The following is an 18089-nucleotide window of genomic DNA, read 5'->3' on the forward strand; positions in this document are numbered from 1 at the left end:
TGGCTGCCCTATGGTCGTTGATTGAAATAAGGGAGGACGGCGATGTTCAGGAGCTTTGCTATTGTGGTGCTAGGTCTGCTGGCTCAGTTGATTGGCGGGGCCGCGTTCGCAGACGAGCCCATCGATACGGCGCGGGCCATCATACAGCAGCAGATCACGGCGTTCCTGCACGACGACGCGGAGGCTGCCTATTCGTTCGCCTCGCCAGCCATCCGCGGAAAGTTTCCCGACAAGGCCGCCTTTTTCGACATGGTCAAGCGCGGCTATCAACCGGTCTACCGGCCCGGCAACTTCGCTTTCGGCCGCTCGAAGGTCGTTGGCGATCAGGTGTTGCAGGAGGTGCTGATCTCGGCCCCTGACGGAAAGGACTGGACGGCGGTCTACGAACTCCTGAAGCAACCGGACGGCAGCTACAAGATCAATGGCGTGATGATGCTGCAACAGACGCCGGGTCCGGCGATCTGAGCCGTTTGCCGAAGAGGGATTGCCTTCTCAAACCGGCGGCAGGTCCCCTCGCCGCCAGGTCTCCTGGGTTTCGGCCATGAAGTCGGCGAAGCGACCTTCGTCGATCGCCAGGCGAATGCCGGCCATCAGTTCCTGGTAATAGGCGAGATTGTTCCAGCTCAAGAGCATGCCGCCGAGCGATTCGTTCGAGCGGATCAGGTGGTGCAGATAGGCGCGCGAATAGTCGCGCGCCGCAGGGCACGAGGACTGCTCGTCGAGCGGGCGCATGTCTTCGGCGTGGCGCGCGTTGCGCAGGTTGATGCGGCCGTGGCGCGTGAAAGCGAGACCATGACGACCGGAGCGGGTCGGCATCACGCAATCGAACATGTCGATGCCCTCGGCCACCGACCGCAGGATGTCGTCGGGCGTACCGACGCCCATCAGGTAACGGGGCTTGTCCACCGGCATGATCGGGCAGGTAATGTCGAGCATGCGCAGCATTACCTCCTGCGGCTCGCCGACGGCGAGACCACCGACGGCATAGCCCTTGAGGTCGAGCCCCTTCAGCGCTTCAGCCGAGCGTTCGCGCAGCTTCGGGATATCGCCGCCCTGCACGATGCCGAACATCGCCTTGCCCGGCTGGTCGCCGAAGGCCACCTTGCAGCGCTCGGCCCAGCGCAGCGACATTTCCATCGCGCGCTCGATTTCCTTGGGCTCGGCCGGCAGCGCCACGCATTCGTCGAGCTGCATCTGGATATCGCTGTCGAGAAGTCCCTGGATCTCGATCGAACGTTCCGGCGACATGTGGAAGAGCGCGCCGTCAACGTGGCTCTTGAAAGTGACGCCCTGTTCGTCGAGCTTGCGCAGGCCGGCCAGCGACATCACCTGGAAGCCGCCCGAATCCGTCAGGATCGGACCCTGCCAGCGGATCAGGCCATGTAGGCCGCCGAGCCGCGCGACGCGCTCCGCACCCGGACGCAGCATCAGGTGGTAGGTGTTGCCGAGAATGATGTCGGCGCCGAGATCCTTCACCTGGTCGAGATACATCGCCTTGACCGTGCCGACGGTACCGACGGGCATGAAGGCCGGCGTGCGGATCGTGCCGCGCGGCATGGAAACCTCGCCGCGACGGGCCTTGCCGTCGGTCTTGTGTAGCTTGAACTGGAAGGTCTCGGTCATTTAGTCTTTCCGGAAAAGCAGGCTGGCGTCGCCATAGGAGTAGAAGCGGTAGCCGGTGTCGATCGCATGCTTATAGGCCGCACGCATCGTATCCAGGCCGCAGAAGGCCGAAACCAGCATGAACAGCGTCGATTTCGGCAGATGGAAATTGGTCATCAGCATGTCGACCGCGCGGAAGCGGTAGCCAGGCGTGATGAAAATGCCAGTCGGGCCGGACCAGGACTTGACGGTGCCGTCTTCCGAGGTGGCGCTTTCGATCAACCGCAGCGAGGTCGTGCCGACGCAGACGATGCGCCCGCCCCTCGCCTTGACGGCGTTCAGCCGCTCGGCGGTTCGGGCGTCGACATGGCCGATTTCCTGGTGCATCACGTGGTCATCGGTGTCGTCGGCCTTGACCGGCAGGAACGTGCCCGCGCCCACATGCAGCGTCACGAAGTGCCGCTCGATGCCGGCCTCGTCGAGCCTGGCGAACAGGCGGTCGGTGAAGTGCAGGCCGGCGGTCGGTGCCGCAACGGCGCCCTCCTCGCGGGCATACATGGTCTGGTAGTCGGCACGATCCTGCGCATCTTCCGACCGCTTGGAGGCGATGTAGGGCGGCAAGGGAATGTGGCCGACCGCCATGATCGCCTCGTCGAGCGACGGGCCCGAGAGGTCGAAGCGCAGCGTCACTTCGCCGGCATCGCCCTTCTCCTCGACGGTCGCATCGAGCGTACCGAGCAGGCAGCTCGAGCCGCCATGGCCAAAGGCGATGCGATCGCCGACCTTGAGGCGCCGGGCCGGACGGGCGAAGGCCTTCCAGCGGTCGGGCGCGACCCGCATATGCAGCGTCAGCGAAACCTGCGTGACGATCTCTTCGGCGCGGCGGCGAATGCCCTCCAGCTGCGCCGGGATCACCTTGGTATCGTTGAAGACGAGCGCATCGCCTTCTTTCAGGAAGGAAGGCAGGTCGAGCACGCCATGGTCCGCAAGAACCTCCGCACCGTCGGGGCGAACGACGAGCATGCGGGCGCTGTCGCGCGGGCTTGCGGGCCTGAGCGCAATCGAGGTTTCCGGGAGGTCGAAGTCGAACAGGTCTACGCGCATTATTATCTTCAGACAAAAGCAAACCCGCCCCGGCGCAGTTGGCGACCGGGGCGGGTTCGTGCATTAGCGCAAATCAGGCGTCTGCGGCAACCCGCATCGTGACGATCGTATCGGGATCGCGCACCGGCTCGCCGCGCTTGATCTTGTCGATGTTGTCCATGCCTTCGATGACCTGGCCCCAGACCGAGTACTGCTTATTGAGCCACGGTGCATCGGTGAAGCAGATGAAGAACTGCGAGTTGGCCGAGTTCGGCATCTGGCTGCGGGCCATCGAGCAGGTGCCGCGAACGTGGCTGACGTTCGAGAATTCGGCCTTCAGATCCGGCTTGGAAGAGCCGCCCATGCCGGCGCGAGCCGGGTTGAACTGCTCACCGCCGGTCTTGCCGTATTGGACGTCGCCGGTCTGGGCCATGAAGTCCTCGATCACGCGGTGGAACACCACGCCGTCATAAGCGCCTTCGCGGGCCAGTTCCTTGATGCGGGCGACGTGACCCGGAGCGACGTCAGGCAGAAGCTCGATGACGACTTTGCCCTTGGTGGTCTCCAGGATGATCGTGTTTTCCGGATCCTTGATCTCGGCCATGGGTTTTCTCCTTCTGTTGATTTACTTGCCGACCTTGACGCTGATCATGCGGTCGGGATCGGTAACGGAGCCGTTGTTGGCATCGTCACCGAGCTTGATCTTGTCGACGTTCTCCATGCCGGAGACGACCTTGCCGACGACCGTGTACTGGCCATTGAGGAAGTCGCCCGGGGCGAACATGATGAAGAACTGCGAATTGGCGCTGTTCGGATCCTGCGAGCGGGCCATGCCGACCGTGCCGCGTTCGAACGGGACGTCGGAGAATTCGGCCGGCAGGTCAGCCCGCGACGAGCCGCCGGTGCCGGCAGCCTGCGGCTGGAAGCCGTCTTCCATATCGCCATACTGCACGTCGCCGGTCTGGGCCATGAAGCCCTTGATCACGCGGTGGAAGGCGACGTTGTCGTATTCGCCAGCGGTGGCAAGTGCCTTGATCTGCTCGACATGCTTCGGGGCGATGTCGGGCCTGAGTTCAACGACGACCGGCCCATCCTTGAGCGTGATCGTGATGAAGTTGTCGGCCGCTTGCGCAAGCGCCGTTCCCGTCAAGGAAGCAAGCGCGATGGCGCCGGCAAATGCGAGGTGGAGGATTTTCATGGTTTCTCCCTGCGTGGTGAATTGGTAGCCACACTTTACGTGCGGCGTTTGGCCTGCAGTGCTTCGTAAACGGACCTGGGCACGAAGGCACTGACGTCGCCGCCCATGGCCGCGATCTGGCGAACCAATGTGGCGGTAATGGGCCGTGACGCCGTGCCTGCGGGCAGGAACAGGGTCTGGATATCAGGCGCCATCTGCCGGTTCATGCCGGCCATCTGCATCTCGTAGTCGAGGTCGGTTCCGTCACGAAGCCCGCGCACAAGCAGCTTCGCGCCGCGCTCGCGCGCGGCATCGACCACCAGATTGTCGAAGGCAACGACGTCGATATCGCCTGCCCTGTCCGGCAGAAATTCCTGAAGCGAGAGCCGAATGAGCTCGGCGCGTTCGTCGAAGGAAAAGAGCGGAGCTTTCCCCGGATGGATGCCGATGGCGACGATGACCTTTGCCGCCACGTTCAGCGCCTGCACGAGCACGTCGAGATGCCCGTTCGTCATCGGATCGAAGGAGCCGGGATAAAATGCCGTGGTCATCGCACCTGTTTCCGTTTGGTGAAGCCTTTTGTCACGGACGGCGACGGATCGCAAGAGTTGTACGGCGCTTGGCCCTGTTCCCTGGGAAACAGCGGCACAGAAAGAATGAATGCTAGATGAATGCCATGTTCAACGGTGCTTCACACGCAAGACGTTAAGTGTAGCGCCAGTAACAACGGAACTTTTTGGAACGTACCGCCGTTTAGGATGCGAAAGGATTACGGCTATGGGACTTGCTCTGTTTTCGATGGCGATGTTTTTCGCGATGATCTTTGCGACGATACATGGACTGCGCAACGAGTCCCGTGACCGGCGCGAGCGCTACGCGACCCAGAAGATCTTCCGTTGATGGAGGGCACTATGGCCACCCTGTTCATGATCGCGGCAGCGGTCATCAGTCTCGTATTCTTGATCGACTTTGCCCGGACGATACGCGACCTCCAGCGCGATCGCCAGGGTTCGGAACGGCTCGACGGCTTTAACGTCTAGCGGTTTCGAGGCTTCGTAATCGAAGCTTGGTAGTAGGCGACGCCGTTCCCTTCCCCTGAGGCGGTCGCCATTTCAAGCCGGACGGCATCCCCTGCCCGTCCGGCTTTTTCTTTGCCTGCACGCAGCCTCGTCCGTTCCACTTAGGCCGCCGCCTTGGCTTCAGCCTTTGCAGAAAGCGCGTTCAGCATCCGGAAGAAGCGCCAGTTCAAGAGCACTGCCGCGGCCGCAAGGCCAAGCACGAAGCCGAACCAGACGCCGATGCCGCCGAAATTGAAGGGAAAGGCAAAGACCCAGGCACACACGAAGCCGATCGGCCAGTAGGAAATCAAGGCCAGGAGCATCGGCACCTTGGTGTCCTTCAACCCGCGCAACATGCCGGCTGCGATTGCCTGCATGCCATCGACGAGCTGGAATGCGCCGGCAATGACGATGAGCGGGGCAGCAAACGCCAGCACCGCTGCGGCATCCGGGCGGCCGGTGTCGAGATAGAGAGCCGCAAGCTGGCTCGGCCAGAACGCAAAGATGGCACTGCCGACCATGGCAAAGCCGGCGCCGAGCACCAGCGAGGCGATGGCCGCACGCCGAACGCCCAGGAGATCGCCGCGGCCATAGGCAAGTCCGACGCGCACGGTGGCTGCCTGCGCAAGCCCGAGCGGGATCATGAAGGCGATGGAGGCGAACTGCAGGGCGATACCATGGGCTGCAAGTTCGACCGTGCCGATCGTGCCCATCAGCAGCGACGCGACGGTGAAGAGGCTGACTTCGGCAAGGATGGTCAGCGAGATCGGTATGCCGAGAAAGACGACTTCGCGGAAGGCGACCCAATCGGGCCGCCAGAAGCGAACGAAGAGCTCGTATTGGTTCAGTTCAGGCTTGCTCTTGATGTAGCCGATCGTCAGCGCCGCACCGAGCACGGCGACGCCAAGCGCTGCGACCGCAGCGCCGAAAATGCCGAGGCGCGGGAATCCGAAATGCCCGAAGATCAGCACGTAGCAGAGCGCCGCATTGAGCACGAGCGTCGCCAGCGTGACGTATAGAATGATCCCTGCCCTCTCCAGGCCGCTCAAGAAGGCGCGAAGCACCATGAAGATCAGGCCGGGGAAGATCGCCCATTGCGCAATACGGACATACTCTCCTGCAAGGGCTGCGACCTTAGGCTGCTGGCCGGCAAAAAGCAGGATCGGCTCGGCCATCCAGAGGATCGGCGCGGTCAAAAGGCCGTAGAGCATGACCACCCACATGCCCATGCGCACCGAGCGGCGCACGGAAACCTTGTCGCCGCGGCCGACGGCCTGGGCTGCCATGGGCACCACTGCATTGGCAAAGCCATTCCCGAAGACATAGACCGTGAAATACATCTGCGTCGCCAGAATGATCGCTGCAAGTTCGGTGGCGCCGAGCTTGCCGACCATCAAGACATCCGTCGTGTTGATGGCGAGCTGCGCAAGCTGCGCGCCGATGAACGGCACGCCGAGATAGAAGCTCGCACGATAGTGCGTCCGCCACGAATTGTCGGTCGTCGAAACTGTGGGGCTTGGATTCGCGGTCAGCATGGCAGAGTCCTGGCAGTCGTCGGCACCAGGCCGCAACCGTCGATCGAAAGGAGGAAAGACCGCAGATAGAACACGTCAGGTCAAAGAGCCAGCCGCAAGGGCGAGGTTGCTCAAACTTTCATCGATAGATCACGGAAATTGATCAATTTCCGTGCATTCGCGACCGCCCCGTCCCTTCGCCCTGCTCCGCCGCTGCGAGCTCGATCGGCGCCACATTTTCCTCACCCTGCGATCCGACTGCCCTGCTTCTCGGTATCTTCAGGAAGAAGACGGCCAGTGCGCCGACGAGGAAGCAACTGGCGAGCGCATAGGGCGCACCAGCGAAGGCGACGGGGGCGGCAGGGCTGGTAAAATAACCGAAGGCCTGGGTGAAGATCAGCGGACCGATGATCGTGGTGATGCTGCCGATGCTGGTCAGCGCACCCTGAAGCTCTCCCTGCGCCGACGGCGGAACGTGGGCAGCGGCTATGCTGCGCAGCGGCGGATCGGCGAGGCTTTCGAGCGCGGTCGCGATGATCACAGCATAAATCATCCACCCCTGCCAGGCGCCAGCATAACCGATGGCCCCGAGCGTGGTGAAGGTCAGGCCGAGCACGGCTGTGCGCCACTCGCCGAGCCGCGGCACCACGCGCGGCAGGATGACGGCCATGACGAAGGCGCCGCCGATGCCGAAGATCCCGAGCGAAAGGCCGATCTGTCCCTCGCTCCAGCCATAGCGGTAGCTGGAAACGAAGGACCAGACAGCGGGGTAAACGGAATGGGCGAGCCAGAAGAGGAAGAACACGAGCCCCACCCAGCCGATACCTGGATAATTGCGCATCTGCTTGAGGGCGCCGAGTGGGTTGGCGCGCTTCCACTCGAACCGGCGACGGTTGGCGCTATCGAGCGTTTCCGGCAGCAAGAATACGCCAAGTATGAAATTGACGAAGGAAAGTGCCGCCGCGCCGTAGAACGGTACCCGCGGACCGAGTTCGCCGAGCAAACCGCCAAGCACCGGTCCGAGCGCAAAGCCCGTCCCAAAGGCGATGCCGATAAGCCCGAAGTTCTTGGCGCGGTTGCCGTCGTGGCTGATGTCGGCAATGTACGCGGACGCGGTGCCGAAGCTCGCACCGCTGATCCCGGCGAGAACACGGCCGATGAACAGCATCCAGTAGCTGGTGGCAAGCGCGCAGATGAGATTGTCGAGCGCGAAGGTGAAGACCGATGCAAGCAGTACCGGACGGCGGCCGAATCGATCGCTGAGATTGCCGATCAGCGGGGCAAAGAGAAACTGCATCGCCGCATAGACGAGCAGCAGCCAGCCACCGTCGATCGCCGCCTCGCTGACATCAGCACCGGTCAATTCCTCGAGATAGGCCGGCAGCACCGGCACGATGATCGCGATGCCGAGGATATCCAGAAACAGGATGAGGAAGACGAGGAACAGGCCACGTCGCACAAATTTCTCGTGGCGCATGTAACCCCTCCCCGAGCGCCTGCCGTCCTGGGAGGGACGGAACGTGAACGACGCGTACCAATTTAGGTGTAACGGATCATTTCATACGAAACAATCCGTGAACATCTCAATTTTTCTGATAGGAACGATCGCAAAGGTTGATCACTCGCGTGCAGTGCACCCGCAACTCACAGGCTTTCACGCCGCTGTTCGAGCTTCAAGAAATCGACGAAGACGCGCAAGGGCGCCGGCATATGCCGGCGGCTTGCATAGTAAAGAAACGGTCCGGAAAAGCCTGTCGTCCAGTCGGCGAGAATGGGCACAAGCCGGCCCGCTGCAATTGCAGGGGCGACGAATTCTTCGAACGTCCTGATGATGCCGAGCCCGTCGATCGCAGCACCGAGTTCGAGATCGATCGTGTTGGCGGTCACGACGGCCGGCGGCGCGATCGTGATCGTCGCATCACCCTCGCCGAACTCCCAGGGAAGCGAAAAGCCACTGGCAAAGCGGTGGCGGATGCAAGCGTGCTCCAGAAGATCGCGGGGATGCTGCGGAACACCGCGGCTTTCGAGATATGCCGGCGCTGCGGCTGTGACATAACACTGCCGACGCGGGCCGATCGGGATCGCGATCATGTCGCGTTCGACGCGTTCCTCGTAGCGGACGCCGGCATCGAAGCCGGCGGCGAGAACGTCGACGAAGCCGTCTTCCGCCGTCACCTCGAGGGTGATCGCCGGATGTGCGTGCAGGAAGCGGCCAATGATCGGTGGTAATATCTCGCGGGCGACGATGGTCGGAACGTTGAGCTTCAGCGTTCCGGCTGGGCTGTCGCGCATCTCGTTGACCTGATCGAGCGCGCCGGCAATTTCGCCGAGCGCCGGCGTGAGCCGATCGAGCAGCCGTGTGCCGGCCTCCGTCAGCGTGACGCTGCGGGTCGTGCGATTGAGCAGGCGCACTTGCAACTTGGCTTCGAGGCGGCGAAGCGCCTCGCTCAGCGACGACGCGGAAACGCCGCGCCTCCTTGCAGCCGCACGGAAGCTGCGCGCGGCGGCAACGGCGGTGAAGGCATCGAGATCGGCGAGTGGCAAGTCGTCCATTGTGCGGAATTCCGTACAAGTCGTTCGGTTCAGATCGGATTATCGCACGCAAGCGAGAGAAGTAAACAGAGGGCAGGCAAACGGCCGGCAGGTTCTCGGCCTTGTCGAAGGAGAACGAAGATGGACTACGTTTCACTCGGAAAGACCGGCCCCTCGGTCTCGGCGCTCGGCCTCGGCTGCATGGGAATGTCGGGCATGTACGGCCCCGCGGACCGCGCCGAAAGCATCGCTACCTTCCACGCCGCGCTGGAAGCCGGCATCACGCTGCTCGATACCGGCGATTTCTACGGCATGGGCCACAACGAGATGCTGATCGGCGAAGCGTTGAAAGGTGGCAGGCGCGACAAGGCGGTGCTGAGCGTCAAGTTCGGCGCCTTGCGGGACGCCGCAGGCAACTGGTCCGGCTACGATTGCCGGCCGAAGGCCATCCGCAATTTCCTCGCCTACACGCTGCAGCGCCTCGGCGTCGATCACATCGACATCTACCGCCCGGCAAGGCTCGATCCGGATGTACCGATCGAAGACACGATCGGGGCGATCGCCGATCTGGTGAAGGCGGGCTACGTCAGGCATGTCGGTCTCTCGGAAGTCGGGGCTGAGACCATCCGGCGTGCCGCTGCCGTGCATCCGATCGCCGATCTGCAGATCGAGTATTCGCTGATTTCGCGCGGCATCGAGGATGAGATCCTGCCGACCTGCCGCAAACTCGGCATCGGCATCACCGCCTATGGCGTACTTTCCCGCGGGCTGATCAGCGGCCATTGGCAGAAAGGGGCGGCCGGCAAGGGTGATTTCCGCGCCATGAGCCCGCGGTTTCAGGAAGGCAACATCGACCGGAACCTCGCGCTCGTCGAAGCGCTGCGACAGATCGCCGAAAAAAAGGGTGTTTCGGTGGCGCAGATCGCGATCGCCTGGGTCGCGATCAAGGGCAAGGACATCGTTCCGCTCGTCGGCGCGCGGCGGCGCGATCGGCTGGCGGAAGCGCTGGCGTCGCGCGACGTCCATCTCAGTGCCGGCGACATGGCGGCGATCGAACAGGCGGTTCCGAAAGACGCCGCCGCGGGCGCCCGATATCCCGAGGCGCAGCTCGCCCATATGGACAGCGAACGCTGAGGCGACAACCGAAAGGGCCGGCCCTTTCGGTTTGTTGAGTGGAAGCGTTCAGACGCCGCCGGAGAAGGTGTCGCAGGACGTCATCTTGCCGCTGTCGAAGCCGCGCTTGAACCAGCGCATGCGCTGCTCGGACGTGCCGTGGTTGAAGCTTTCCGGAACGACATATCCCTGCATGCGCTTTTGCAGCGTGTCGTCGCCGATCTGGGTGGCGGCGTTCAGCGCCTCTTGAAGATCGCCCTGCTCCAGCAGGCCCTTCTGCTCGGTATACTTGCCCCAGACGCCGGCGAAGCAATCGGCCTGCAGTTCGACCCGAACCGACATCTGATTGGCCTCGGCCTCGCTCATCGACTGACGCATCTGGTTGAACTTCGGCAGCACCCCGATCAGGTTCTGCACGTGGTGACCGACCTCGTGCGCGACCACATAGGCCTGAGCGAAATCGCCGGATGCATCGAACTTCTGGGCGAGTTCGTCGAAGAAGCTCATGTCGAGATAGACCTTGCGGTCTCCCGGGCAATAGAACGGGCCGGATGCAGCCGAAGCGAAGCCGCAGGCAGAACGCACCTGACCACGGAAGAGCACCATCTTGGGCTCTTCATATTGCTGGCCGCTCGCCTGGAAGATGCCGTTCCAGGTATCTTCGGTTTCGGCGAGCACCGTGGCCATGAACTGCTTCATTTCCTCTTCCTGGGCAGTTCCCTGCGGCGCCGGCGAGCCGTCGCTCTGCTCGAAGCCCGGCATCTGCACCTGCCCGCCGCCGCCTTCCAGCACCTGCAGCATGTCGATGCCCATGGCCTTCAGGATGAAATAGAGAACGACGAGGAAGATGATCGTGCCGAAGCTCATGCCGCCGCCGGCGCGGCGCATCCCGCCCCCGCCTCCCGGCATGCGGAAGCCACCGCCCCGACCGAACGGGTTGCCGCCACCCGGGCTCGCGCCGCGCTGGTCTTCGATATTGTCGGATTGGCGGCGGCCCTTCCATTCCATGATCTGTCCTCCCGGCCTCTGAAAGGCGTTGTCGGTTTGCTCTTTTATAAGACGGCCCTAACGTCGTTGTAAAACGCAATCGCCACCCTTAAGTTCGCGATCTCACCAATCTTTTTGCCGCAATGGCCAGATCGCGAAGCGCTTCCGGAAACCAAACCCCGCACGATCGATCGCCCGCCTGGAACAGTCGCGCCCGCCTGGACGCAACGACGCTCTTCCTGTCGACGCGACAGGCGGAAACGCGCCGTCTTGCCGAAAAGGTCGGCGCAGCGGCGACGGTCGATCCCTCCTCCGACGATTCGTGGAACAGATCGCCGGGAAACCGGGCTCGTGCCGATGGGGTCGACGCCGTCATCGAATGTGCCGGTGTTGCCGAAACCGCATGCAGTCGACGCGGCTCACCAAGCTCGGCCAAGCAGCCGAAGCCGTCGCGCATCCGCAGGCAGCCGGCGAGGTCAAAGTTCTCGTCATCCCCGGCGGCGCCTGCAGTTCGAAGCACTGCCGCGGCGCGCGCAGGGCTCACTACGTGGCCAGACGCGCGCAAATATGCCGAGTTCCTGTCGATTCCGGAATTTTCGGGGTTTCGCTTGCAGAAACATTTGCCTATAAGCCGCTTCTAGCCTGAAAAGACCCATCAATGCGTGCCCGGCCGGTGACCTCCCACCTCGGCCGGTTTTTCGCGCAGCTAGAAACGGATGATCGACCATGCCGAAGCGCCAAGATATCAAGTCCATTCTTATCATCGGCGCAGGGCCGATCGTCATCGGTCAGGCTTGCGAATTCGACTATTCCGGCACCCAGGCCTGTAAGGCGCTGAAGGAGGAAGGCTACCGCGTCATCCTCGTCAACTCCAACCCGGCAACGATCATGACCGACCCGGGTCTCGCCGACGCGACCTATGTTGAGCCGATCACGCCTGAGGTCGTCGCCAAGATCATCGCCAAGGAGCGCCCGGATGCGCTGCTGCCGACCATGGGCGGCCAGACCGCGCTCAACACCGCGCTCTCGCTGCGCCGCATGGGCGTCCTCGAGCGCTACAATGTCGAGATGATCGGCGCCAAGCCCGACGCCATCGACAAGGCGGAAGACCGCGCCCTCTTCCGCGAGGCCATGGCCAAGATCGGCCTCGAGACGCCTAAGTCGCGGCTCGCCAACGCCACCGACATCAAGGACCATGACCGCAAGGCGCACGAGGCCGAGCGCGCCGAACTGAAGGGGCGTCTTTCCGGCGCGGATCTCGACAAGGCGCTCGACGACCTCGAGAACCAGTGGAACCTCGGTGAAGGCGACCGCAAGCAGCGCTACATGAACCATGCGATGGCGATTGCCGCCCAGGCGCTCGACGATGTCGGCCTGCCCGCGATTATCCGCCCGTCCTTCACGCTCGGCGGTACCGGCGGCGGCATCGCCTATAACCGCACGGAATTCTTCGACATCGTCGGCAGCGGCCTCGACGCATCGCCGACCACCGAAGTGCTGATCGAAGAATCGGTACTCGGCTGGAAGGAATACGAGATGGAAGTGGTCCGCGACACGGCGGACAATTGCATCATCATCTGCTCGATCGAAAACATCGACCCGATGGGTGTTCACACCGGCGATTCGATCACGGTTGCTCCGGCGCTGACGCTGACGGACAAGGAATACCAGATCATGCGCAACGCCTCGATCGCGGTGCTGCGCGAGATCGGCGTCGAGACAGGCGGTTCGAACGTCCAGTTCGCCGTCAACCCGGAGAACGGTCGCCTGGTCGTCATCGAAATGAACCCGCGCGTTTCGCGCTCGTCGGCTCTGGCGTCGAAGGCAACCGGCTTCCCGATCGCCAAGATCGCGGCAAAGCTTGCGATCGGCTACACGCTCGACGAACTCGACAACGACATCACCGGCGGCGCGACCCCGGCATCCTTCGAACCGTCGATCGACTACGTCGTCACCAAGATCCCGCGCTTTGCCTTTGAAAAGTTCCCGGGCGCCTCGCCGGTCCTGACCACCGCCATGAAGTCGGTCGGCGAAGTCATGGCGATCGGCCGCACCTTTGCCGAATCGCTGCAGAAGGCGCTGCGTGGCCTCGAGACCGGCCTCACCGGTCTCGACGAAATCGAAATTCCGGACATGGACGAGAACGGCGATGGCCGCAACGCCATCCGTGCGGCGATCGGTACGCCGACGCCGGACCGTCTGCGCATGGTGGCGCAGGCGTTGCGCTTTGGCATGAGCGAAGCGGAAGTCCACGAGGCGAGCAAGATCGACCCGTGGTTCATCGCCCAGTTCAAGGCGATCGTCGACATGGAAGCGCGCATCCGCGAGCACGGCCTGCCCCAGGATGCCGAGAACCTGCGCATGCTGAAGGCCATGGGCTTCTCCGACGCGCGCCTGGCAACGCTCGGCGGCAAGCGCCCGAAGGAAGTGGCCGAACTGCGCAATGCGCTGAACGTCCGCCCTGTCTACAAGCGCATCGACACCTGTGCTGCCGAATTCGCCTCGCCGACCGCCTACATGTACTCGACCTACGAGACGCCCTTCGTCGGTGCAGCCCGCTCCGAAGCCGAGGTTTCCGATCGCAAGAAGGTCGTCATCCTCGGCGGTGGCCCGAACCGCATCGGCCAGGGCATCGAGTTCGACTACTGCTGCTGCCACGCCGCCTTCGCGCTGAAGGATGCGGGCTATGAAGCGATCATGATCAACTGCAACCCGGAGACGGTTTCCACCGACTACGACACGTCCGATCGCCTCTACTTCGAGCCGCTGACGGCCGAAGACGTGATCGAGATCATGCGCGCCGAGCAGGAAAAGGGCGAGCTTGTCGGCGTCATCGTGCAGTTCGGCGGCCAGACGCCGCTGAAGCTTGCCGAAGCGCTGGAAAAGAACGGCATCCCGATCCTCGGCACGGCGCCCGACGCGATCGACCTTGCCGAAGACCGCGACCGCTTCCAGAAGCTTCTGATGAAGCTCGACCTCAACCAGCCGAACAACGGCATCGCCTATTCGGTCGAGCAGGCGCGCCTCGTCGCTGCCGAAATCGGCTTCCCGCTGGTCGTGCGCCCGTCCTACGTTCTCGGCGGCCGTGCCATGCAGATCATCCATTCGGAAAGCATGCTGCAAAGCTATCTGCTCGACACGGTTCCGGGCCTCGTTCCGGAAGACATCAAGCAGCGCTATCCGAACGACAAGACCGGCCAGATCAACACGTTGCTCGGCAAGAACCCGCTGCTCTTCGACAGCTACCTGACCAACGCGACCGAAGTCGACGTCGACTGCCTCTGCGACGGCAAGGACGTCTTCGTCTCGGGCATCATGGAGCATATCGAGGAAGCCGGCATCCACTCGGGCGACAGCGCCTGCTCGCTGCCGGTGCACACGCTCGACACCGCCATGGTCGACGAACTCGAGCGCCAGACGGCGGCCCTTGCCAAGGCGCTCAATGTCGGCGGCCTGATGAACGTGCAGTTCGCGATCAAGGACGGCACGATCTACGTGCTCGAAGTCAACCCGCGCGCCTCGCGCACAGTGCCCTTCGTCGCCAAGACGATCGGCGCGCCGATCGCCAAGATCGCTGCCCGCGTCATGGCCGGCGAAGCGCTCGACGTTGCGATCGCCGCCTATGGCGAGAAGCCGGACCCGCGCAACCTCAAGCACATCGCGGTCAAGGAAGCGGTCTTCCCGTTCGCACGTTTCCCCGGTGTCGACACGCTGCTCGGCCCGGAAATGCGCTCGACCGGCGAAGTCATCGGTCTCGACACGGACTATGCACTGGCCTTTGCCAAGTCGCAGCTCGGCGCCGGCGTCGACCTGCCGCGCGACGGCACGGTGTTCGTTTCAGTGCGCGACGAGGACAAGACCCGGGTGTTACCGGCGATCCGCATTCTTGTCGACATCGGCTTCAAGGTCATGGCGACGGGCGGCACGGCCCGCTTCCTCGGTGAACACGGCATTGCCGCCACCAAGATCAACAAGGTCCAGGAAGGTCGTCCGCACGTCGAGGATGCAATCCGCAACCGCCACGTCCAGCTCGTGATCAACACGACCGACGGCAACAAGGCGATCTCGGACTCGAAGTCCCTGCGCCGCGCGACGCTGATGCAGAAGGTGCCTTACTACACGACCATGTCGGGCGCGGAAGCGGCCGCCCACGCGATCAAGGCGCTGAAGGCAGGCAGCCTCGAAGTGCGCCCGCTGCAGAGCTACTTCAAGGCCTGATGCACAATCGCGGCGCGCGAAACCTCGCGCGCCGCCTCTCTCCTCTTCTGCAGCGTGCGTTGAGCTTCAAAAGCCGCCGCCCTCCGCTGAATGCCGCATGAACGGCCGGTTCAGCCTGCATTCCCCCAGCACATGTTTCTATGACCCTGCGCACAGAGGGAACGGCGATTTCGCCGGCGGGTGCGACATGGGGCAAGATCGTGCAACTCTATTTCTTTGATTTGCTGTGGGGCGACGAGCACTTCGTCGATGAAGACGGTATCAGCCATTTCGACGAAGGGTCGGCCCTCTATTACGGCCAGCGGGTCGCGGACAAGATCGGCCGCGATGCCGATTACGGCTCGCTGAAGGTCCAGGTCCTCTCCAGCAACCGCAGGCTGCTGGCAACAATCGTGCCCTCCATCGGCCGAGGCGCCGAACAGCGGGCGCTGCTTGCCAGGCGCAACATTGGCGCGCCACTCCGCGCTGCGGCTTGACAGCGACTCGTAACTAAAGCGCATACACATCCCTTGCGCTTGGTCGCTCCGTGCTTAGTCTCCCGCGAACGCCTGGGCAGCATTTCTGGCCCGATCATGCCTCGATTGGCTGGCCGCGAGCCGCACGGTTCTGAGGCCGAGATAGAGCGATGCCGTCGAGATCAGGCAGGCGACGACAAAGACCGTGAACAAGGCGCCATGCATGGTCGCGATGTCAGCATTTTCGTCGAACCCGCGAAGATTTGCGGTCAGTCCGCAGATTGCCGCGCCGATCGCGTAGCCCGCCGATTGCAATGTCGGCAGAAATGCCGAGGTCTTGTCCCGCTCTCCACGCAAAGAGACGTCCATCATCAGCTGGCTGAGCGTTCCCCAGGATATGCCGAAGCCGGCCCCGACCGCGATCTGGCTCGGGAAGACCAGCCGGAAGTCGTCGATCGCGAAGGCGATCATCAGGCCGGCAAGCCCGAGACTGAGAAGCGCAGGTCCCGTCGGGATCAGCTTCACGCGCAGATCGTGCGAGCGCAGGCTTGCGACGGCGATTGCTGTCACACTCCAGGAGATGGCCATCAGTGCTGCGGAAAAACCGGCGGCAGTCGGGCTGAAGTTCCAGACATGTTGCAGGCCGTAGATGAGGTACACCGAGCCGGACGCCTGAGCGAGCGGCATCAGCAGCACGACCCAAAGTCCGGTGCCGAGCGGTTTCGTGAGCTGAAAGGCACCCCCAGGCAGGATCGAATGCTCCGCCCGGCGGTCGGTTGCGACGGCCGCCCAGAGGATCGTCAGCGCCGTTGCCAACGCCGCCGCCATCAAGGGAACGCTGCTCGCCGTGTTTGATACCGATATGAGCAATATGCCAGCACCGACGACGGCCAGGCGCAGAATGGGGATTGGACGGGGCGTGTCGGTCGATGGCGCCTTCCGTGCCGGCACAATGAACAAAACGAGGGCGACGAAGATGGCGGTTGCGGGAATGTTGACGGCAAAGGCCGCCCGCCACGACCAGTGCTCCGTCAGGAAACCGGACACGAGCGGCCCGCCAAAGGCGGCCGTCGCCCAGACGATGGCCTCGGCTCCGAAGACCTTCGGCACAAGCCGGGCAGGAAAGAGTTCCGGGATGAGCGCGTAGCAGATCGCGGCAATGATCCCTTCGCCGAACCCCTGGAACACGCGGCCGGCGAGAACCTGGGGCATGTTGCCAGCGGTTGTCGCGATGATGGTGCCGACCACGAAAATCAGCGCGGCCGCAATCAGCGTGCTGCGTGCACCGAACCGCGCCTTGAGGTTAGCGGCGACGGCCCCGCCGAGAATGGCGAAGACGAGATAGAGCGTGACCGCCCAGGAAAGTATGGTGGCACCGCCGATCTCGTTGACGGCCGTCGGCAGCGCCGTGGAGACGAAAAATTCGTTGAAGGCGAAGAGCGCGACCCCGAGACAGAGGGCAGCCGTCGTCGCCAGATAGTCCGGCCGCAGCAACTCGCTCCAGCGGCCGTCCTCCTCAGCCGCGGTCTTTCTTTCGCTTGCCTCGGTATCGTCCTTCGCCAGAACCATGCCTAACGTTCCCTCGTTGTCATCTTTCAGGAACACCTGTGTTACGACCTCAACCACGGTTGAGGTAAAGCGCTTTCTCCGGAGCTTGCCAGCCGCCCGCCTCCTCCGCAAGTTGCAACCGCCTCTTAGGGTTCGGTGGACGATGGCGAAATATCTGGCTTTCGCGCTTCCGTTTCTGCTATAACGAAGGTTCGAAGTTTCGGACGGTTCCGGCGTTTGCGCGCCGGAGACCGTTTTCTTTTGCGTTGGCGCCGCCCAAAGGGCGGCGCCTCGTGCTTGATGAAGGACATTGAAATGGTCGAAAAAGTGCCGATGACACAGGGCGGATTCGTCAACCTGCAGGAGGAGCTGCGCTGGCGCCAGCAGGAAGAACGACCGCGAATCATCGAGGCGATTGCCGAAGCCCGTGCACATGGCGACCTGTCGGAAAATGCCGAGTACCACGCTGCCAAGGAAGCGCAGAGCCACAACGAGGGCCGGATCACCGAGCTCGAAGACTTGATCGCCCGCGCGGAAGTCATTGATCTCTCGAAGATGTCCGGCTCCAAGATCAAGTTCGGCGCCAAGGTCAAGCTCGTGGACGAAGACACCGACGAGGAAAAGACCTACCAGATCGTCGGCGACCAGGAAGCCGACGTGAAGGCCGGCCGTATCTCGATCTCCTCGCCGATCGCGCGCGCGCTCATCGGCAAGGAAGTCGGTGATTCCATCGAAGTGAACGCCCCTGGCGGTTCCAAGGCCTACGAAATTCTCGCCGTCAACTGGGGCTGATCAGCCCCAG

17 protein-coding genes are annotated in these 18089 nt (G+C 63.0%); 7 read left to right on the forward strand and 10 right to left on the reverse strand.

Features of this window, described 5'->3' with window-relative positions:
• The first annotated feature begins 42 nt into the window (after nt 1–42).
• Complete coding sequence (locus XB14_RS08590; protein WP_077961190.1) at nt 43–465, forward strand: DUF4864 domain-containing protein; 423 nt, start codon at nt 43–45, stop codon at nt 463–465.
• A 27-nt stretch (nt 466–492) separates the two neighbouring features.
• On the opposite strand, the gene tgt is transcribed toward XB14_RS08590, so the two are convergent.
• From tgt to coaD, 5 genes are all read right to left on the reverse strand, one after another.
• On the reverse strand, nt 493–1623 hold the full coding sequence (gene tgt / locus XB14_RS08595; protein ID WP_077961191.1) for a tRNA guanosine(34) transglycosylase Tgt: 1131 nt from the start codon (nt 1621–1623) through the stop codon (nt 493–495).
• Nucleotides 1624–2706 carry a tRNA preQ1(34) S-adenosylmethionine ribosyltransferase-isomerase QueA gene (gene queA, locus XB14_RS08600; protein WP_077961192.1) on the reverse strand — a complete coding sequence of 361 codons (1083 nt, stop codon included), beginning with the start codon at nt 2704–2706 and terminating at the stop codon, nt 1624–1626.
• 73 nt (nt 2707–2779) lie between these two features.
• Nucleotides 2780–3289, reverse strand: a complete 510-nt coding sequence (locus tag XB14_RS08605) for a peptidylprolyl isomerase (RefSeq protein ID WP_077961193.1) — start codon at nt 3287–3289, stop codon at nt 2780–2782.
• Nucleotides 3290–3310: 21 nt separating this feature from the next.
• The gene (locus XB14_RS08610; RefSeq protein WP_077961194.1) at nt 3311–3883 is read right to left on the reverse strand and encodes a peptidylprolyl isomerase; all 573 of its coding nucleotides are present in this window, start codon (nt 3881–3883) and stop codon (nt 3311–3313) included.
• A gap of 35 nt (nt 3884–3918) precedes the next feature.
• Entirely contained in the window at nt 3919–4413 is a 495-nt protein-coding gene (coaD, locus tag XB14_RS08615) for a pantetheine-phosphate adenylyltransferase (protein ID WP_077961195.1), read from the reverse strand.
• A 226-nt stretch (nt 4414–4639) separates the two neighbouring features.
• Between coaD and XB14_RS33765 the strand changes: the two genes are divergently transcribed.
• Together XB14_RS33765 and XB14_RS33770 are read left to right on the forward strand one after the other, a co-directional pair.
• A complete protein-coding gene (locus XB14_RS33765; RefSeq protein ID WP_255380879.1) occupies nt 4640–4762 on the forward strand; it encodes a hypothetical protein in 123 nt (40 codons plus the stop codon).
• An 11-nt stretch (nt 4763–4773) separates the two neighbouring features.
• A complete protein-coding gene (locus tag XB14_RS33770; RefSeq protein ID WP_255380878.1) occupies nt 4774–4902 on the forward strand; it encodes a hypothetical protein in 129 nt (42 codons plus the stop codon).
• 140 nt (nt 4903–5042) lie between these two features.
• Here XB14_RS33770 and XB14_RS08620 read toward each other — a convergent pair whose 3' ends face one another.
• The 3 genes from XB14_RS08620 to XB14_RS08630 form a co-directional block, all read right to left on the reverse strand.
• Nucleotides 5043–6455, reverse strand: coding sequence for an MATE family efflux transporter (locus XB14_RS08620; protein ID WP_077961196.1), 1413 nt, complete (start codon nt 6453–6455; stop codon nt 5043–5045).
• Nucleotides 6456–6597: 142 nt separating this feature from the next.
• A complete protein-coding gene (locus XB14_RS08625) occupies nt 6598–7911 on the reverse strand; it encodes a TCR/Tet family MFS transporter (RefSeq protein WP_077961197.1) in 1314 nt (437 codons plus the stop codon).
• 167 nt (nt 7912–8078) lie between these two features.
• On the reverse strand, nt 8079–8987 hold the full coding sequence (locus XB14_RS08630) for a LysR family transcriptional regulator (protein ID WP_077961198.1): 909 nt from the start codon (nt 8985–8987) through the stop codon (nt 8079–8081).
• 120 nt (nt 8988–9107) lie between these two features.
• Here XB14_RS08630 and XB14_RS08635 point away from each other — a divergent pair, with 120 nt between their 5' ends.
• Entirely contained in the window at nt 9108–10100 is a 993-nt protein-coding gene (locus XB14_RS08635) for an aldo/keto reductase (protein ID WP_077961199.1), read from the forward strand.
• A 48-nt stretch (nt 10101–10148) separates the two neighbouring features.
• On the opposite strand, the gene XB14_RS08640 is transcribed toward XB14_RS08635, so the two are convergent.
• Complete coding sequence (locus XB14_RS08640; RefSeq protein WP_077961200.1) at nt 10149–11087, reverse strand: neutral zinc metallopeptidase; 939 nt, start codon at nt 11085–11087, stop codon at nt 10149–10151.
• Between the two features lie 705 nt (nt 11088–11792).
• Here XB14_RS08640 and carB point away from each other — a divergent pair.
• Together carB and XB14_RS08655 are read left to right on the forward strand one after the other, a co-directional pair.
• Nucleotides 11793–15284: a carbamoyl-phosphate synthase large subunit gene (gene carB, locus XB14_RS08650; protein WP_077961202.1), complete on the forward strand. Its 3492-nt coding sequence runs from the start codon at nt 11793–11795 to the stop codon at nt 15282–15284.
• 140 nt (nt 15285–15424) lie between these two features.
• Entirely contained in the window at nt 15425–15760 is a 336-nt protein-coding gene (locus XB14_RS08655) for a hypothetical protein (protein ID WP_077961203.1), read from the forward strand.
• A 54-nt stretch (nt 15761–15814) separates the two neighbouring features.
• On the opposite strand, the gene XB14_RS08660 is transcribed toward XB14_RS08655, so the two are convergent.
• Nucleotides 15815–17308 (reverse strand): MFS transporter, encoded by a 1494-nt coding sequence (locus XB14_RS08660; RefSeq protein ID WP_077961204.1) that lies wholly within the window; start codon nt 17306–17308, stop codon nt 15815–15817.
• Between the two features lie 294 nt (nt 17309–17602).
• On the opposite strand from XB14_RS08660, the gene greA reads away from it, so the two are divergent.
• Entirely contained in the window at nt 17603–18079 is a 477-nt protein-coding gene (greA, locus tag XB14_RS08665; RefSeq protein ID WP_077961205.1) for a transcription elongation factor GreA, read from the forward strand.
• The last annotated feature ends 10 nt before the right edge of the window (nt 18080–18089 follow it).

The sequence above is a fragment of the Ensifer adhaerens genome, from assembly GCF_002007205.1.
In the GTDB taxonomy this organism is placed as follows: domain Bacteria; phylum Pseudomonadota; class Alphaproteobacteria; order Rhizobiales; family Rhizobiaceae; genus Ensifer; species Ensifer adhaerens_D.

Excerpts from the sequence above, each read along its gene's own strand:
- XB14_RS08605 (WP_077961193.1), bottom strand. The coding sequence starts at position 3,289 with ATGGCCGAGATCAAGGATCCGGAAAACACGATCATCCTGGAGACCACC.
- XB14_RS08590 (WP_077961190.1), top strand. The coding sequence starts at position 43 with ATGTTCAGGAGCTTTGCTATTGTGGTGCTAGGTCTGCTGGCTCAGTTG.
- queA (WP_077961192.1), bottom strand. The coding sequence starts at position 2,706 with ATGCGCGTAGACCTGTTCGACTTCGACCTCCCGGAAACCTCGATTGCG.
- carB (WP_077961202.1), top strand. The coding sequence starts at position 11,793 with ATGCCGAAGCGCCAAGATATCAAGTCCATTCTTATCATCGGCGCAGGG.
- greA (WP_077961205.1), top strand. The coding sequence starts at position 17,603 with ATGGTCGAAAAAGTGCCGATGACACAGGGCGGATTCGTCAACCTGCAG.
- XB14_RS08660 (WP_077961204.1), bottom strand. The coding sequence starts at position 17,308 with ATGGTTCTGGCGAAGGACGATACCGAGGCAAGCGAAAGAAAGACCGCG.
- XB14_RS08620 (WP_077961196.1), bottom strand. The coding sequence starts at position 6,455 with ATGCTGACCGCGAATCCAAGCCCCACAGTTTCGACGACCGACAATTCG.
- XB14_RS33770 (WP_255380878.1), top strand. The coding sequence starts at position 4,774 with ATGGCCACCCTGTTCATGATCGCGGCAGCGGTCATCAGTCTCGTATTC.
- XB14_RS08630 (WP_077961198.1), bottom strand. The coding sequence starts at position 8,987 with ATGGACGACTTGCCACTCGCCGATCTCGATGCCTTCACCGCCGTTGCC.
- tgt (WP_077961191.1), bottom strand. The coding sequence starts at position 1,623 with ATGACCGAGACCTTCCAGTTCAAGCTACACAAGACCGACGGCAAGGCC.
- XB14_RS33765 (WP_255380879.1), top strand. The coding sequence starts at position 4,640 with ATGGGACTTGCTCTGTTTTCGATGGCGATGTTTTTCGCGATGATCTTT.
- XB14_RS08640 (WP_077961200.1), bottom strand. The coding sequence starts at position 11,087 with ATGGAATGGAAGGGCCGCCGCCAATCCGACAATATCGAAGACCAGCGC.
- XB14_RS08635 (WP_077961199.1), top strand. The coding sequence starts at position 9,108 with ATGGACTACGTTTCACTCGGAAAGACCGGCCCCTCGGTCTCGGCGCTC.
- XB14_RS08655 (WP_077961203.1), top strand. The coding sequence starts at position 15,425 with ATGACCCTGCGCACAGAGGGAACGGCGATTTCGCCGGCGGGTGCGACA.
- XB14_RS08625 (WP_077961197.1), bottom strand. The coding sequence starts at position 7,911 with ATGCGCCACGAGAAATTTGTGCGACGTGGCCTGTTCCTCGTCTTCCTC.
- coaD (WP_077961195.1), bottom strand. The coding sequence starts at position 4,413 with ATGACCACGGCATTTTATCCCGGCTCCTTCGATCCGATGACGAACGGG.
- XB14_RS08610 (WP_077961194.1), bottom strand. The coding sequence starts at position 3,883 with ATGAAAATCCTCCACCTCGCATTTGCCGGCGCCATCGCGCTTGCTTCC.